We start from the raw sequence: 14970 nt of genomic DNA on the forward strand, positions 1-14970 counted from the left end.
AAGAGAGGGGAACGATATTGAGAGCACAGCCGATTCATCAAATATCCCGAAAAGGGTTAACTGTGTGGCGTTTATATGGTGTCATACAAACATTGGTGTTATTCATTGTAGCGGGGCTAGTAAGCTACGGTACATATTATTTTGAATGGCCGTCATTTATTTACTTCATAGCTGGGGCAATTGTAGTTCTAAGTGCAATACTATCCATTTTTGTATTCCCGAAAATAAGATGGGAACGATGGCGTTATGAGGTTCGTGAGCATGAAATCGAAGTACAACATGGTTTATTTGTTGTGAAACGTACATTAATACCAATGGTACGTGTTCAACATGTTGATACAACACAAGGACCGATTTTGAAAAAATACGACTTAGGTAATATTTCAATTTCAACAGCAGCAACTGTACATACGATTCCTGCGCTTGTTATGGACGAAGCAGATATACTTCGTGCTCGCATCTCTGATTTAGCAAGGGTGGCGGAAGATGATGTCTAAAGAAATTAATCGTTTACATCCAGTATCTGCAGTTATTACGAGCGTTAAAGCATTAAAAAGTATGATATTACCAATTGCCATTATTATCATAGGAAACGGCTTTAATTTTTCTTTGAATTTTCATAGCGATCATTTTTTTGATACCATTTTACTTTTTGGTGTCTGGGGAGGTGCGGCACTTCTTGCACTTATTGGGGGCATCATAAAATGGCGGACATTTGTTTATTGGTTTGAAGACGGGGAGTTACGCATAAAGTATGGATTGTTTGTTAAAAAGAAGCGTTATATTCCTTTTGAACGTATACAAAGCTTAAATTATAACGAGGGTATTTTTCATCGCATTTTTGGTTTAGTGAAAGTTCAGGTTGAAACAGCAGGTAGTAAGGGAGGTAAACCTGAGGTCGAACTGACAGCAATCCGTAAAGCGGCAGCAGATGTTATTGAATTAGAAATGCGTCGGGCTAAAAATGGGGTAGATCAACAACAAGATCAGGAAGAAATCCAAGTGATAGAGGAAGCTGTCTCCATTCCAACGATTTACCATATGTCCATACGTGATTTACTCGTTTTAGCAACAACATCTGGTGGGATCGGTGTCGTACTATCAGGTCTTGCAGCAATTGCTTCACAGTTTTCCGATATTATTCCTTATGAAACAGTATTTCATGAACTAGCTGATTTTGTGAAAGTCGGTGCATTTTTAGTCGCTTTAACAGCGATGTTCGTTTTAATTGTAGCTTGGGTTGTATCAGTGGTCATCACACTGATTAATTACTATGATTATACAGTCCGAATTGAAGAAGAAAAATTGATTATCACCAAGGGACTTTTAGAGAAAAAGCGTATTACTTTACCGCTGAATCGAATTCAAGCCATTCGTATTGTTGAAAACCCTTTGCGTCAATTAACAGGCTTTGCAACGGTGGTCGTTGAAAGCGCTGGAGGTAACGGTGAAGATGGGAATGATAAAAAGATTACTTTGTTTCCACTCATTAAGAAGCAGGATTGTTTGCACACATTAGAGCAGCTTTTCCCAGATATGAATTGGCATCCTTCGTTTATTCGATCACCAAAAAGAGCAAGACCATTCTTCTATCGAATTGATTTTATTTGGCTAGTTCCAATTATGGGTGCATGTAGTTATTACTTTTATCCGTATGGACTGTTGTCATTACTGTTAATTCCGTTAACAATCCTAATCGGAATATGGCAGCATAAAACAGCAGGCTATCAAATTGATGGAAAGCAACTGGCTATGCAGTATCGAGTATTTAGTCGTATTACATTGATTGTGGAGAAAAAGCGAATTCAATCCATTCAAAGTACACAATCTTACTTTCAAAAAAGAAAAAATGTTATGTCTATAAAAGCAACAGTCATGTCTGGAGCAACTGGTACAACGGGAAGTGTATCAAGCTTAGAGCAACAGGATGCAGAAACAATCTTAACTTGGTATGAACATTAATGAACTAAAAAGCTAATCCTTTCAATTTTATGGGAGGATTAGCTTCATAGTGTTGAAAAACAAAAACATTTATATAGAATTTTTTCGAAAGGTGAAAATGGATTACTGTTGCAGGCTACTTGCTTTCCTGTGGGCGAGTGCCGAGCCGCTTCCTCCGTGCAGGGGCTCGCCTGTCTCGCTATCCCACGGGAGTCAAGTAGCCTTCCACTCCAATCCATGAAAATGGTACCTTTTTAGAAAGGTTTTCTAATAAAGTGAAGTATTCACTACTCTTTATGGAGGGGTGTTGCCACTCATCACTTCTCCACATCGAACATAAGAGGCCATCCTTTCTCCAATCATACAAATAATGAGCTATTTTATTTACTACGGCTCATCGGACGCTCCCTGGAAAGAACGCTAACGGAAGGGAAATTAACTCCTAGCCTTTCGAAATGGCTGTTTCTGCCATTGACATCACCTTTTTTCAACAACATGAAGCTAACCCTTTCAATTTTATGGAAGGATTAGCTTTTTTAACTATAAATATATGTGAATGCTGTTTATAATAAAATAAATAGAACAAAAGGGGTGGGGGACTTTGTTTAAATATGATATTAATGAAAGCGCTTATTTAAAGCTATTAGACTTGAGTGATGTAGATGAATTATTTGCTTTAACTGACCGTTCAAGGGATACATTACGTGAATGGCTGCCATTTGTAGATAGTGTTAAAACTGTAGAAGATACAGAGCAATTCGTCAAAAAGGCTATGCAACAATATGCTGATCATAATGGTATACAAGCAGGGATTTACTATGATGGAGAGCTTGCAGGCGTAATTGGCTATCATCAAATCAACTGGCAGCATAAATGGACAAGCATTGGCTACTGGCTAGGAAATGAGTTTGTGGGGAAGGGGCTCGTAACAAATTCAATGAAAGCATTGATTGATTATGCTTTTAATTATTTAATGTTAAATCGTATTGAAGTACGTGTAGCGGTAGGGAATATTCGCAGTCGTACAATTCCCAAAGTATTGGGCTTCCATGAAGAAGGGCGTTTAAGGGATGCAGAGTGGCTTTATGATCATCATGTTGACCAAGTTGTTTATGGCTTAACCGCCGCTGAATGGAAAAAGGTTAAGATGGCAAATGAGGCCACTGTGATTTTATAGCATGTATTCGTTCTAATGAAAAAGGAGCAACTCCATGATTGAGCTGCTCCTCTTTTAAGTTTTATGGTCTACCCGACATCTTTTGTTTACGCCAGCTTAAAATTCTTTTTGGGTGTAAATAGACAAGTCCAAGAATGAAACCTGTTACTAAACCGCCTAAATGTGCATAAACATTCACATTTGGTTGAAGAAATGTCATGATGACACTTATGATGATGATTGGTAAGATGAGCTTACGAAGCATTGGCATTGTACGACGTGTATAGTAAACTAATGCCCCAAAAGCACCAAAAATTCCAAAAATAGCCCCACTTGCACCAAGACTCGCATAACTACTATCATAGAAGATATAGGTTGCCATGTTGCCTACAATACCTGAAACCAAATAAATTGTGATGAAGCGTGCTTTACCTGCGATTTTTTCAAGCTCTGGACCAAAGAGATATAAGGAAAACATATTAAAAAACATATGCATAAATCCTGCATGTAAAAACATTGCGGAAAAGACACGCCACCATTCACCATTTTGAATCAGGAAATTTGCTTGGATTCCGTAATTCCACAAGAGTGTTCCGACGCCGGGTATAAGAGACAATACATAAAGCGTTAAGTTAATTGCTATTAAAGTTGAAACAATAGGGTAATACTTTGTATATTGCTTAAAATTTTCTGTTCTACTAAACATGGCTCCACCTCAATTTACAATTATTATACATGCCTTGTTGGAAATAGGTAAAGGAGAAGGTCACATGATTAAGGGAATTGGTCTTGATATTGTAGAAATAGATCGTATTGAAAAAGCCATGAAACGTACAGATAAATTTAAAGATCGCATTTTAACAGTTAAGGAAAAAAAATTATTTGACGGTCATTCAGAAACTCGTAAAATAGAATTTTTGGCAGGGCGATTTGCTGCTAAAGAAGCATTTTCGAAAGCGCTAGGAACAGGCCTTGGGGAACAATGTAAGCTTCATGATATGGAGATATTAAGAGGAGAGGCTGGCAATCCCGTCTTATATTTTAAGGAAGAGCTTGTCAATGGATTTGTTAGTATTACGCATTCTAAACAATATGCGGCTGCTCAAGTAATCTTATTAGAATAGTACTTAACTTGTCTAAAAGGTTGGCTTATAAATTTAAATATATTGCCCTTTCTTCAAATGACATAACTGACAAATACGGTTCATATATTGTCGTAGTGGATTTGAAAGAAGAAAGGGTGAAAGCGTGGGCAACCGTATAGTTAAATGGCTCGTCTTACTTTGTACGATATTACTTCTGTCGGCATGTGGTGCAGCCTCACAGGAAAAAGTGTTGAAGAAAGTGAATGGTAAATGGGCAGAAACAAATGGTTATGAGTTAAATGCATCGATGGAGATTAAATCTGGTGGTGAGCCAAGAAATTATGATGTGACAGTATGGCATACAAAACCTGATTTCTATCGAGTAGAAGTAGTCGAAAGTGGGAAAGATGTTTCTCAAATGATTGTGCGTAATGCTGATGGCGTTTTTGTAGTAACACCGACATTAAACAAAATGTATAAATTCCAAAGTGACTGGCCAAAGAAAAATAGTCAGGCTTACTTAATTGGAGCGCTAGCAGAAGATTTAGCAGAAGATAAAAATCTTGTCATGAAAGAAGAAGAAAAAGCATATATATTTGAAGCGGCTACTAGAAATAGCTATAAAAATAGTATGCCTCATCAAGTCATTACGGTAGATAAGAAAACTTTATTGCCAACCTCTGTAGCGATTATGAATGATGTGAAGGAAGAGCAAATTCGTATCACCTTTAAGAAAATAAAATTAGGTGTGCAACATGCTGCAAAAGAGTATGCTGTTGAACAATTCACTGATAAAGATAGCACGAAAGGTGAACAAGCTACACCTGCTGACAAAGAGGGGCAAGAAGGAAAAGATGAAAAAGAAGCAGTTGGTGCAGAAGTTGAATATCAAGAATTCCAAACACATTATCCTGTTCTAAATTGGGCACAATTAGCGAATGAAAAAGTTGTGCAAGAAAATGGTATGGAACGTGTTATCCTAACTTTCGATGGTGAAAAGGCATTTACAGTTATGCAGCAACCAGTAACAAAGGAAAATTCAATGTTACCAGTATCGTCACCTGGTGATCCAGTTGACTTAGGCTATACAATAGGAGCTATTACAGATACATCGATTAGTTGGGAAAAAGATGGTGTTGAATTCTTTGTAGCTTCAAGCAAGTTGACGCGAGAAGAGATGATTGAAGTTGCTACATCTATGACGATAAGTAGTATGAAGTAACTTTGCTAGCTACAGCTTTCAGAAATATGAAAGCTGTAGCTTATTGACAATATGAAATAAGATCTCACTGTTTAGAAAATGTTAAGTTATTTCCTTTAAAGTGAGAGTTCTGGAGAATGGAACAATAACATTGTGTGGACAAGCTAAATAGACGTACTAGAACAAATGTATGTCATACATAGTGTTTTAATTAAAAATAAAGAGGGTATTCTTATGAAGACACAGCAGTATTTTCGACCAACCAAAGCAATGATAGACTTGCAAGCAATCCAACAGAACGTTAAAAATTTAAAAGAATTTTTACAACCTAATGTTCAAATTATTGCTGTAGTAAAGGCAAATGCGTACGGCCATGGAGATGTAGCCGTTGCACGGGCGGCACTTGAGGCTGGTGCCACAATACTTGCAGTGGCAACGCCCGACGAAGCATTACATATACGAGCACATTTTGAAGAACCAGACATACTAATATTAGGTGCATCTCCTGTTTCCTTTGCTCCTTATGCAGCACAACAGCGTATTATTCTTACAGCATTTGCTAGTGATTGGATTCAACAAGCAGCTCCTCTTTTAGTGAATGAAGAACTTCCTTTGCGTCTACATATAAAAGTAGATAGTGGAATGGGGAGACTAGGCATTCGCTCAGAGCAAGAGCTAGTAGAACTATACGAAACCATACAGTCTACAGCTAATGTGGAGCTAGATGGCATATTCACTCACTTTGCGACAGCGGATGAAGAAAATTCGACACATTTTAATCAGCAAGTACAGTTTTTTGAGAAGTGTTTATCAGTCATGCCTTTAAAGCCGCGACTTGTTCATGCATCTAATACGGCAGCTTCATTAGTGAAAAATTCACACCTACAGTATGATGCTGTTCGATATGGGATATCGCTGTATGGATTATCTCCTTCTCCCTATGTGGAAAGCATTTTACCATTCCCACTAAAACCTGCCTTCTCGCTTGAGAGTGAACTTGTTCATGTGAAGCAAATCAAAGCAGGTGAATCAGTTGGCTATGGCGCTACGTTTACTGCTCAGACGGAGACGTGGATAGGAACTATTCCGATTGGCTATGCAGATGGCGTAATTCGTAAGTTAGGTGGACAAGAAGTATTGGTTGATGGACAGAAAGTGCCGATTGTTGGACGAATTTGTATGGACCAATGTATGGTTGCGCTACCAAAAGCATATGCTATAGGTGAGAAGGTAACACTCATTGGTCAACAAGGACAGCATGTGATTTCCATCGATGAGTGGGCTACAAAGCTTGAAACAATTAATTATGAAATACCATGCATTATAACAGCAAGAGTTCCTAGAATATACTTTTAATGAACCTTCATTAGAATTAGTTACTGATACACAGTACACATTCTCTCAATAGCATTCACTGTAATGTAATGAGCACCATTCCAATGTAAAAGTTGAATTTGGTAAATAAATTAGCACTGGAGAACTTATTTCTTTTCCAAACATAAAGTAACTCATATTTGGAAGAACATTGCAATAATAATTATTCAGCATATACCTTCGACAACCAACATATTTTTACAATTTGTACTTCAAATTGTCAGATATTTTGTCATTTCATGTCTTTTCAACAATATCTTTCAATGATAGAATGAGAAGTAATGAAAAAGTGTATGGTTCCGTTGGAGGTGCTTGCTGTGTACGAGAAAAAGTTAAGAGAAGCTACAATTGCTGTTCAAGACAGACTATTTCTACAAACAAAGGAAGTAATTGAAGGTGAATCTTTTGTGCGTACTTTGGCGCGCAAAAATTTAATGCAGGAGCAACCAAATCAAATACGGGAAGCTATGATTAAAGGATATGTTGAAATGTCTCATATTAATTTAATGATTGCGAGTGAATGCTTGCATGCAGAATATGAAGCACAGCATATGGTGGAGCGTCTCGTTAGCGGGGGATGACACTTTGAATGTAAAACGTGGTGACGTTTTTTTTGCAGACTTATCACCGGTAATAGGTTCTGAACAAGGAGGCACTAGACCGGTGCTGATTATTCAAAATGATATTGGCAATCGATTTAGTCCGACTGTCATCATCGCAGCTATCACTGCACAGATTCAAAAGGCAAAGTTACCGACACACGTTGAAATCAATGCTGAAAAGTATGGTTTTGAACGTGATTCGGTTATTTTGCTAGAACAGGTGCGGACAATTGATAAGTCAAGATTGACGGATCGTATTACGCAACTTGATCATGCTGTGATGGAAAAAGTTGATGGAGCGTTGATGATTAGTTTAGGTCTAGTTAAATTTTGATATACATATGTGTATAGAAGCATCGAGATAATAAAATCTCGGTGCTTTTTTTGTTCTCTATCGATAGTTTGAATTTACTATTTATCTTGATTCAGCTGGCCAACTCTCCATAAAAGTTCAATTTTGTTAGATAAAACCTCTGGCAGAAGTCACAATTTTGAAGAAAAGTTTTTCGAGCAGCTTCAATAAATCGGAGCTAAATTCCGTTGAGGCGTAATTGATAAATAGTACAAAAAGCTTTAAGATATATTCAAGATTTTTAATAAAAATAGATTTTTGAAAAAATTCTTAAAAGGTATATGAAAATTTACATAGAATATTCCATTAATAGACGTTATGAAGTTTAATTTAAGTCCAGCAGGTCGAACTATAGTGTAAGAGTATAACTCTGTAAGGGAATGGAGGGACAGCAGTGACATGTAAGTCTTCGGTTGAAATTATTACAGAGTGGGATATTGTGGCAGCAAGACAACTGGGGCGTAATGAAGCAAGAGCACTTGGATTTGGCACTGTTGATCAAGCTCGTATAACCACAGCAATTAGTGAATTAGCACGAAATATATATTTATATGCGAATATAGGGACGATTGAAATTGAAAGGGTTGAGATAGATCATGAAAAGAAAATAGTCGTTATTGCAACAGATAAAGGACCTGGGATTCAAAATGTTCGCAAAGTAATGGAGGATGGTTATTCTACTTCAGGAGGGTTAGGAGCTGGTTTACCAGGTGTTAAACGATTGATGGACAGTTTAGATATTCAATCTGTCATGGGAGTGGGTACAACAATAAGGGCGGAAAAATGGTTGCGTTAGGACGTGAAGAAATTGAAACAATTAGAAGCTCAGTATAAAAAAATATTATCAGATTATATGGTCAGCCAAACTGAAAGAAATTTATATATTGCTCAAAATTTCACGCGTCAGTTAATTCAAAAAAATATATCCCCAGAGGATGTTGTTAGTATTCATAAAAATGCTGTTGAACAAATATTTCCTGATCAAATGAGTGAATCACAGCCAGCCTATGATTTTCTTATTGAAGTGATGGTTCATTATGGGATGGCACATAGAGAGCATCAAAGCTTACTTCAAAAGCAAGCTGAATACGAGATGGAAATGAAAATTGCGACAAACATTCAAAAAACGCTATTGAAAACATATGTGCCGCAGCTAGAAAGTATTGATATAGGAATGATTTCAGTTCCTATTCGTAGAATGAATGGTGATTATGTACATTTTTTTCATGATGGTGAAGAATATTTAAGTGTGGCAGTGACAGATGTTGTCGGCAAGGGAGTTCCTGCTGCGTTATGTATGTCGATGGTGAAATATGGACTTGAAACATTAGGATATGCATATAAAGATCCTTCCTATGTTTTAGAAGTCATTAACAGGGTAATTGAAAAAGGTGTGGACGACAGTATGTTTGTTTCTATGTTTTATGGATGCTTAGATGTACAACACAATATCTTTTCTTATGCCTCGGCAGGTCATGAGCCAGCGTTACACTATATTGCCAAGGACGATCGATTCTATTCTTTGGAGGCTAAAGGCTTATTACTCGGTGTTTTACCTGAAACAAAATATTCGTTTCATGACATTGTTTTAGAGGACAATGATTTAATTATTATGATGACCGATGGTGTGACTGAATTTAGAGCAAAGGAAGACTTGAATTCTAGAGAGGTTATTACAACTTTAATAAAACAAAATAGACATTTAACAGCCCAGCAGTTGTGCCAACTTCTTTATAAGGAAATAGAGAAAGCTCAGAATTTTAAACTATCGGATGATTTTACTGTCGTTATTTTAAAAAAATAGGTTTAATTATTAATAAAATAGGGAATAGACAATAGTCTAACAAATATGGTGGAGGTGTGCTATATGGACGTAACAATATATTTTAAAGAGATTGATCATAAATTATTTGGTTTTGTTGAAGGGGAAATCGATACATTTACCGCGTCTGGTTTAAGAGAGGAATTAGAAGCGGTAAAGATTACAGACGGATTAGAAATTGAACTTGATTTATCAAAAGTAAATTACATGGACAGTACAGGTCTTGGGATATTTGTTGCCTTTTATAAAAGAGCATTACGTGAAAATGGCAAAGTGAAGCTAGTTGGTTTATCGAATAGATTGCAAAGATTGTTTGAAATTACGGGTCTAAGTGATTTGATGGATATTGAAACTGATAAAAAGGTGGAATTAAAATAATGAAGGAATTTGACTATATTGAAATTAGAGTTCCTGCTAAACCGCAATTTGTCAGTGTCATTCGATTAACTGTCTCGGGCTTAGCTAGTAGGATTGGCTTTAGTTATGATGATATCGAAGATTTAAAAATTGCTGCAAGTGAGGCTGTGACAAATGTTGTTCACCATGCTTATAAGGATGAAGAAGAAGGTGAAATTGTCATCGGGTGTGCTTTGTATGACAATAAAATGGAAATGATGATTGCGGATTATGGCAACAGCTTTAATTTCGAAGAGATCAAGTCTAAGATTGGACCGTATCATCCTGAGGAAAGTATTGCAGGGCTAAGAGAAGGTGGCTTAGGACTTTATTTAATGGAAACTTTGATGGATGAGGTGATGATCAATAACGATGGTGGCGTAACTGTCTTCATGACAAAGTATGTCGCTAGAGAGCAGGTGGAAAAAAATGTCGAAAGAATCACTACATAAATCTTCATCCAAGGAAGATATACTAAAGTGGATTGAATTGTACCAGTCAACGGAGGATGATGAAGCGCAAACAAAATTAGTGATTCATTATCGATATCTAGTTGAGTCAATAGCTCGTAAATATTCGAATGGTAAATCTTATTATGATGATATTGTTCAAGTAGGGATGCTGGGATTGTTAGGTGCAATCAGACGTTTTGATCCGAATGTTGGTCGTAGTTTTGAAGCATTTGCTGTGCCAACGATTGTTGGAGAAATCAAGCGTTTTTTACGTGATAAAACATGGGATGTTCATGTGCCTAGACGAATAAAAGAATTAGGACCGAGAATCAAATCAACAGTGGAGGCGCTGACGATTGAATTGCAGCGTTCTCCTTCTATTCAAGATATTGCTGAGCGATTAGAAGTAGCCGAGGAAGAGGTATTGGAAGCGATGGAAATGAGCCGTAGCTATCAAGCTCTTTCTATGGATCATTCGATAGAGTCAGATTCAGATGGCAGTACAGTCACCTTATTCGATATTTTGGGTAGGGAAGACGATGGTTATGAAATGACTAATAAACGCATGATTGTTTCAGAGGCGCTTGTTGTGTTAAATGAAAGGGAAAAACAAATTATTCAGCTTACATATTTAGAGCAACTTAGTCAAAAAGAAGCTGGAGAACGATTAGGAATTTCTCAAATGCATGTATCTCGAATACAAAGGAAAGCAATTAAGAAATTACAAGAGGCTATTCTAGCAAGTGGCGGTGTTTCGCTCTAATCTTTCTTTGGGTGTTTTATGTGTTAAACACTTATAAATGGATGAAGATAGTCTACTCATATTCGTCTGAGTAGACTATCTTTTTGCATTTTTAGTAAAGTGTAATGGTAAAATGAAAAGAAAAAGGTAGTGATGATGTGGAACAAAAGCAAATGTTACAGCTCATTGCAAAGGATGTTGTAGTCAAACCAGGGCAAGTAGATGCTGTTATTAAGTTATTAGAAGAGGGAAATACGGTACCATTTATTGCACGTTATCGAAAGGAAGCAACGGGCTCTCTCGACGAGGTGCAAATTAAAGCTGTGGAGGATCGTTATCACTACATACAGCAACTTGAACAACGGAAAGAAGAGGTTATTCGATTAATCCGAGAGCAAGAAAAACTTACACCAGAATTAGAAAAAGCCATACTTGCTGCAACCGTCTTACAGCGGGTAGAGGATTTATATAGACCTTACAAGCAAAAAAGACGTACAAAGGCGACGATTGCCAAAGAAAAAGGATTAGAACCTCTTGCAGAACTTCTCTTGGCGTTTAGTAATGACGCATTAGAGCAGCTAGCGGTTGGTTTTGTGGATAATGAACAGGTTGCCAATACAGAAGAAGCACTAATGGGCGCACGAGATATTTTAGCAGAACGTTTTGCGGATGATGCTGCGATTCGTGAAAAAATCCGCGCCTATTCATGGAAAGATGGAGTCCTTGTAACGACTGTAAAAAATGCTGAGATCGATGAAAAAAATGTTTTTGAAATGTATTACGAGTATGAAGAACCTGTTAATCGCATCGTTCCGCATCGCATCTTAGCGATCAACCGTGGAGAAAAAGAGGAAGTTTTAAAGGTTTCAATCCAAGTGCCAGTAGACAGAGTTTTGATGATTATGTGGAAGGAATGGATACCTGCAATTGGCTCATCTCCTGCAATTGCAGAAGTAAAACTGGCAATTGAAGATTCGTACAAACGTTTAATTCAGCCTTCGATTGAAAGAGAATTACGAAACGAATTGACAGAGAAAGCTGAAACACAAGCAATTCATATTTTCTCTGAGAATTTACGTAATTTATTACTGCAGCCACCTATGAAAGGGAAATATGTATTGGGGGTTGACCCAGCTTACCGCACAGGTTGTAAGTTAGCAGTTGTAGATGAAACGGGGAAAATGTTAGAGGTTACAGCTATTTATCCACATCCTCCTAAACCAGATGTAGCAAAAGCGAAAGCTACTGTGAAAGGAATTTTAGAAAAATATCCAATAAGCATAATTGCAATTGGTAATGGTACAGCATCGCGTGAAACAGAACAATTTATTGCAGATGTACTAAATGAACTTACTACTGATGTTGCGTATGTTATTGTCAACGAAGCGGGAGCATCTGTTTATTCAGCGTCAGATATTGCACGGGCTGAATTTCCCGATTTACAGGTTGAGCAGCGTAGTGCTGTGTCCATTGCACGCCGTTTACAAGATCCTTTATCGGAGTTAGTGAAAATTGAACCTAAAGCGGTTGGTGTAGGTCAGTATCAGCATGATGTTTCTCAAAAAAAATTAAATGAATCACTAACTTTTATAGTAGAAACTGCTGTTAACAAAGTAGGGGTTGATGTAAACACGGCTTCTTCTTCACTCTTACAATACGTTTCTGGTTTATCCAAAACAGTTGCAGAGAATATCGTGAAGATGCGAGAAGAAAATGGTCAATTTTCTACACGTGCACAATTAAAGAAGATTCCAAGGCTAGGTGCTAAAACGTATGAACAAGCTATCGGCTTCTTACGTGTCCCTGAAGCAAAAAATCCGTTCGATGCTACAGGTATTCACCCAGAGAGCTATGATTTAGCTGAACAAATATTAGCAGAAGCTCAAATTGATAAAAAAGAGCTAGGGACGCCGAAAGCCGAAGAAGCTATTGCAGCTTTAGATATTCAAAATTTAAGTAGCGTGCTTGGCATAGGTGTTGTGACTATTCAAGATATTGTGGATACTTTAATGAAACCAAGTCGTGACCCACGTGATGCTTTCCCACAGCCTTTGCTTAAAACAGATGTATTAAAAATGGAAGATTTAAAAGTAGGTATGGAACTGCAGGGCACAGTGAGAAATGTGGTGGACTTTGGAGCGTTTGTTGATATTGGCGTAAAGCAAGACGGGTTGGTGCATATATCTAAATTACAAAACAAACGCATTAAACATCCGTTAGAAGTTGTTGCACTAGGTGATATTGTCACAGTATGGGTAGAACAAATAGATGTCAATAAAGGGCGTATTTCTTTAACAATGCTTCCGCCTAAAAATCAAACATTATAATTTAAGTAATAAATATTTACCACACTGTCTATACTACACAGTGTGGTATTCTTGTTGTTAGAGGTGATTAATATATGAACAATGAGGAGTTACAACAACTTGTTCACAGCTTATCCTTGGAAAGCTTTCAAAAACCTTTTCAGCATCAGGCTTACTTTAATGCTAGATTACGTTCAACTGGTGGACGATATCTTTTACAATCTCATAATATTGAGATAAACCCGAAAGCCTATGAGTTATATGGCTATAGAGAGATTGAAGGTATTGTACTCCATGAATTATGTCATTATCATTTACATATTGAAGGTAAAGGGTATCAACATCGAGATAAAGATTTTCGAGAGCTATTAAGAAAAGTAAATGCACCTCGATTTTGCTCAGTTTTACAACCCCCTAAAGCTACAACTAAAAGACATCATCGTCATACTTATACTTGTGTCAATTGCCAACAACTATATGTACGGAAAATAAAAATGAATGTTGAGAAGTATTGCTGTAGTAAGTGTTTGGGTAGGCTAATACTAGTGGAATAAAAAATTATAAAAAAATAGTTGACGTTTTGTTGAGTTGTCCCTATAATAATAAAAGTCGACAAGATAACGACGACAGCAAAACATAGTATTCCGAAGTAGCTCAGTTGGTAGTAGCACCTGACTGTTAATCAGGTTGTCGCAGGTTCGAGTCCTGCCTTCGGAGCCATGGCCCCTTGGTCAAGTGGTTAAGACACCGCCCTTTCACGGCGGTAACACGGGTTCGAATCCCGTAGGGGTCATTTCTTCATAATTTAATTAATACTATTTATTGGTCCCGTGGTGTAGCGGTTAACATGCCTGCCTGTCACGCAGGAGATCGCCGGTTCGATCCCGGTCGGGACCGCCACTTTTTGGGGTATAGCCAAGCGGTAAGGCAACGGATTTTGATTCCGTCATGCCTAGGTTCGAATCCTAGTACCCCAGCCATTCATTTCTTAATTTGAGCCATTAGCTCAGTTGGTAGAGCATCTGACTTTTAATCAGAGGGTCGAAGGTTCGAGTCCTTCATGGCTCATCTTTTTAGGAAAAAACATTGACTTCTCAGATCCTTGTAGTATAATGAGAAAGTTACTGATTGAATGCGGTCGTGGCGGAATGGCAGACGCGCTAGGTTGAGGGCCTAGTGGGGGCAACCCCGTGGAGGTTCAAGTCCTCTCGGCCGCACCAAGTCAATTAATTTTATATTCTTATATGCGCCCGTAGCTCAATTGGATAGAGCGTCTGACTACGGATCAGAAGGTTGTGGGTTCGACTCCTGCCGGGCGCGCCAATTTATAAATCATATTATGCGGGTGTAGTTTAATGGTAAAACCTCAGCCTTCCAAGCTGATGTCGTGAGTTCGATTCTCATCACCCGCTCCAAAAAAGTGTTGACAACTTTCCGGTTGTCTGATAGACTAAAGAAGTTGTCCGAAGAGACAATGATATGAACCTTGAAAACTGAACAAGCAAAACGTAATCAATAAAGTTTTCAGTAACTAGCTTTGG

The 14970-nt window shown here is 37.7% G+C and carries 16 protein-coding genes and 8 tRNA genes; 23 read left to right on the forward strand and 1 reads right to left on the reverse strand.

Translation table 11 applies throughout. The annotated features are described in order from the left end of the window. The first annotated feature begins 17 nt into the window (after positions 1–17). The 3 genes from CRI88_RS17995 (at position 18) to CRI88_RS18005 (ending at position 3118) form a co-directional block, all read left to right on the forward strand. The gene (locus CRI88_RS17995; RefSeq protein ID WP_089934468.1) at positions 18–497 is read left to right on the forward strand and encodes a PH domain-containing protein; all 480 of its coding nucleotides are present in this window, start codon (positions 18–20) and stop codon (positions 495–497) included. Beyond that, complete coding sequence (locus CRI88_RS18000) at positions 490–1962, forward strand: PH domain-containing protein (RefSeq protein ID WP_089934470.1); 1473 nt, start codon at positions 490–492, stop codon at positions 1960–1962. Before CRI88_RS17995 ends, CRI88_RS18000 begins: the two co-directional genes overlap by 8 nt. A gap of 580 nt (positions 1963–2542) precedes the next feature. Then, entirely contained in the window at positions 2543–3118 is a 576-nt protein-coding gene (locus CRI88_RS18005; RefSeq protein WP_036119132.1) for a GNAT family N-acetyltransferase, read from the forward strand. 61 nt (positions 3119–3179) lie between these two features. On the opposite strand, the gene CRI88_RS18010 is transcribed toward CRI88_RS18005, so the two are convergent. Then, entirely contained in the window at positions 3180–3803 is a 624-nt protein-coding gene (locus CRI88_RS18010) for a rhomboid family intramembrane serine protease (RefSeq protein WP_036119129.1), read from the reverse strand. 64 nt (positions 3804–3867) lie between these two features. On the opposite strand from CRI88_RS18010, the gene acpS reads away from it, so the two are divergent. The 20 genes from acpS (at position 3868) to CRI88_RS18110 (ending at position 14844) form a co-directional block, all read left to right on the forward strand. Beyond that, on the forward strand, positions 3868–4221 hold the full coding sequence (acpS, locus tag CRI88_RS18015; protein WP_036119125.1) for a holo-ACP synthase: 354 nt from the start codon (positions 3868–3870) through the stop codon (positions 4219–4221). A 124-nt stretch (positions 4222–4345) separates the two neighbouring features. After that, positions 4346–5404 carry a LolA family protein gene (locus CRI88_RS18020; protein WP_036119122.1) on the forward strand — a complete coding sequence of 353 codons (1059 nt, stop codon included), beginning with the start codon at positions 4346–4348 and terminating at the stop codon, positions 5402–5404. A 213-nt stretch (positions 5405–5617) separates the two neighbouring features. Then, on the forward strand, positions 5618–6739 hold the full coding sequence (alr, locus tag CRI88_RS18025) for an alanine racemase (RefSeq protein ID WP_036119117.1): 1122 nt from the start codon (positions 5618–5620) through the stop codon (positions 6737–6739). 335 nt (positions 6740–7074) lie between these two features. Further along, positions 7075–7338 (forward strand): hypothetical protein, encoded by a 264-nt coding sequence (locus CRI88_RS18030; protein ID WP_036119113.1) that lies wholly within the window; start codon positions 7075–7077, stop codon positions 7336–7338. Between the two features lie 4 nt (positions 7339–7342). Beyond that, positions 7343–7693: a type II toxin-antitoxin system PemK/MazF family toxin gene (locus CRI88_RS18035; protein WP_004232054.1), complete on the forward strand. Its 351-nt coding sequence runs from the start codon at positions 7343–7345 to the stop codon at positions 7691–7693. A gap of 412 nt (positions 7694–8105) precedes the next feature. Beyond that, entirely contained in the window at positions 8106–8507 is a 402-nt protein-coding gene (locus CRI88_RS18040) for an anti-sigma regulatory factor (RefSeq protein WP_036119108.1), read from the forward strand. A gap of 57 nt (positions 8508–8564) precedes the next feature. Next, a complete protein-coding gene (locus tag CRI88_RS18045; protein ID WP_051891592.1) occupies positions 8565–9515 on the forward strand; it encodes a PP2C family protein-serine/threonine phosphatase in 951 nt (316 codons plus the stop codon). Between the two features lie 63 nt (positions 9516–9578). After that, on the forward strand, positions 9579–9911 hold the full coding sequence (locus tag CRI88_RS18050) for an STAS domain-containing protein (RefSeq protein ID WP_036119101.1): 333 nt from the start codon (positions 9579–9581) through the stop codon (positions 9909–9911). Then, on the forward strand, positions 9911–10381 hold the full coding sequence (rsbW, locus tag CRI88_RS18055) for an anti-sigma B factor RsbW (protein ID WP_036119099.1): 471 nt from the start codon (positions 9911–9913) through the stop codon (positions 10379–10381). The genes CRI88_RS18050 and rsbW overlap by 1 nt, the downstream gene beginning before the upstream one ends. Further along, positions 10359–11144 carry an RNA polymerase sigma factor SigB gene (sigB, locus tag CRI88_RS18060; RefSeq protein WP_036119097.1) on the forward strand — a complete coding sequence of 262 codons (786 nt, stop codon included), beginning with the start codon at positions 10359–10361 and terminating at the stop codon, positions 11142–11144. The genes rsbW and sigB overlap by 23 nt, the downstream gene beginning before the upstream one ends. A 137-nt stretch (positions 11145–11281) precedes the next feature. Beyond that, positions 11282–13450 (forward strand): Tex family protein, encoded by a 2169-nt coding sequence (locus tag CRI88_RS18065; protein ID WP_036119089.1) that lies wholly within the window; start codon positions 11282–11284, stop codon positions 13448–13450. 74 nt (positions 13451–13524) lie between these two features. Beyond that, on the forward strand, positions 13525–13983 hold the full coding sequence (locus CRI88_RS18070; RefSeq protein ID WP_036119086.1) for a SprT family protein: 459 nt from the start codon (positions 13525–13527) through the stop codon (positions 13981–13983). An 89-nt stretch (positions 13984–14072) separates the two neighbouring features. After that, a tRNA-Asn gene (locus tag CRI88_RS18075) sits at positions 14073–14149 on the forward strand. 1 nt (position 14150) lies between these two features. Then, a tRNA-Glu gene (locus CRI88_RS18080) sits at positions 14151–14222 on the forward strand. A 31-nt stretch (positions 14223–14253) separates the two neighbouring features. After that, positions 14254–14329: transfer RNA gene (locus tag CRI88_RS18085), tRNA-Asp, on the forward strand. Between the two features lie 5 nt (positions 14330–14334). Then, positions 14335–14409 (forward strand) — tRNA-Gln (locus CRI88_RS18090). A 15-nt stretch (positions 14410–14424) separates the two neighbouring features. Next, positions 14425–14497 (forward strand) — tRNA-Lys (locus tag CRI88_RS18095). A gap of 66 nt (positions 14498–14563) precedes the next feature. Then, positions 14564–14649 (forward strand) — tRNA-Leu (locus tag CRI88_RS18100). Positions 14650–14675: 26 nt separating this feature from the next. Then, positions 14676–14752, forward strand: a tRNA-Arg gene (locus tag CRI88_RS18105). Positions 14753–14770: 18 nt separating this feature from the next. Beyond that, positions 14771–14844, forward strand: a tRNA-Gly gene (locus CRI88_RS18110). Positions 14845–14970 lie beyond the last annotated feature (126 nt).

The sequence above is a fragment of the Lysinibacillus fusiformis genome, from assembly GCF_002845985.1.
In the GTDB taxonomy this organism is placed as follows: Bacteria; Bacillota; Bacilli; order Bacillales_A; family Planococcaceae; genus Lysinibacillus; species Lysinibacillus fusiformis_D.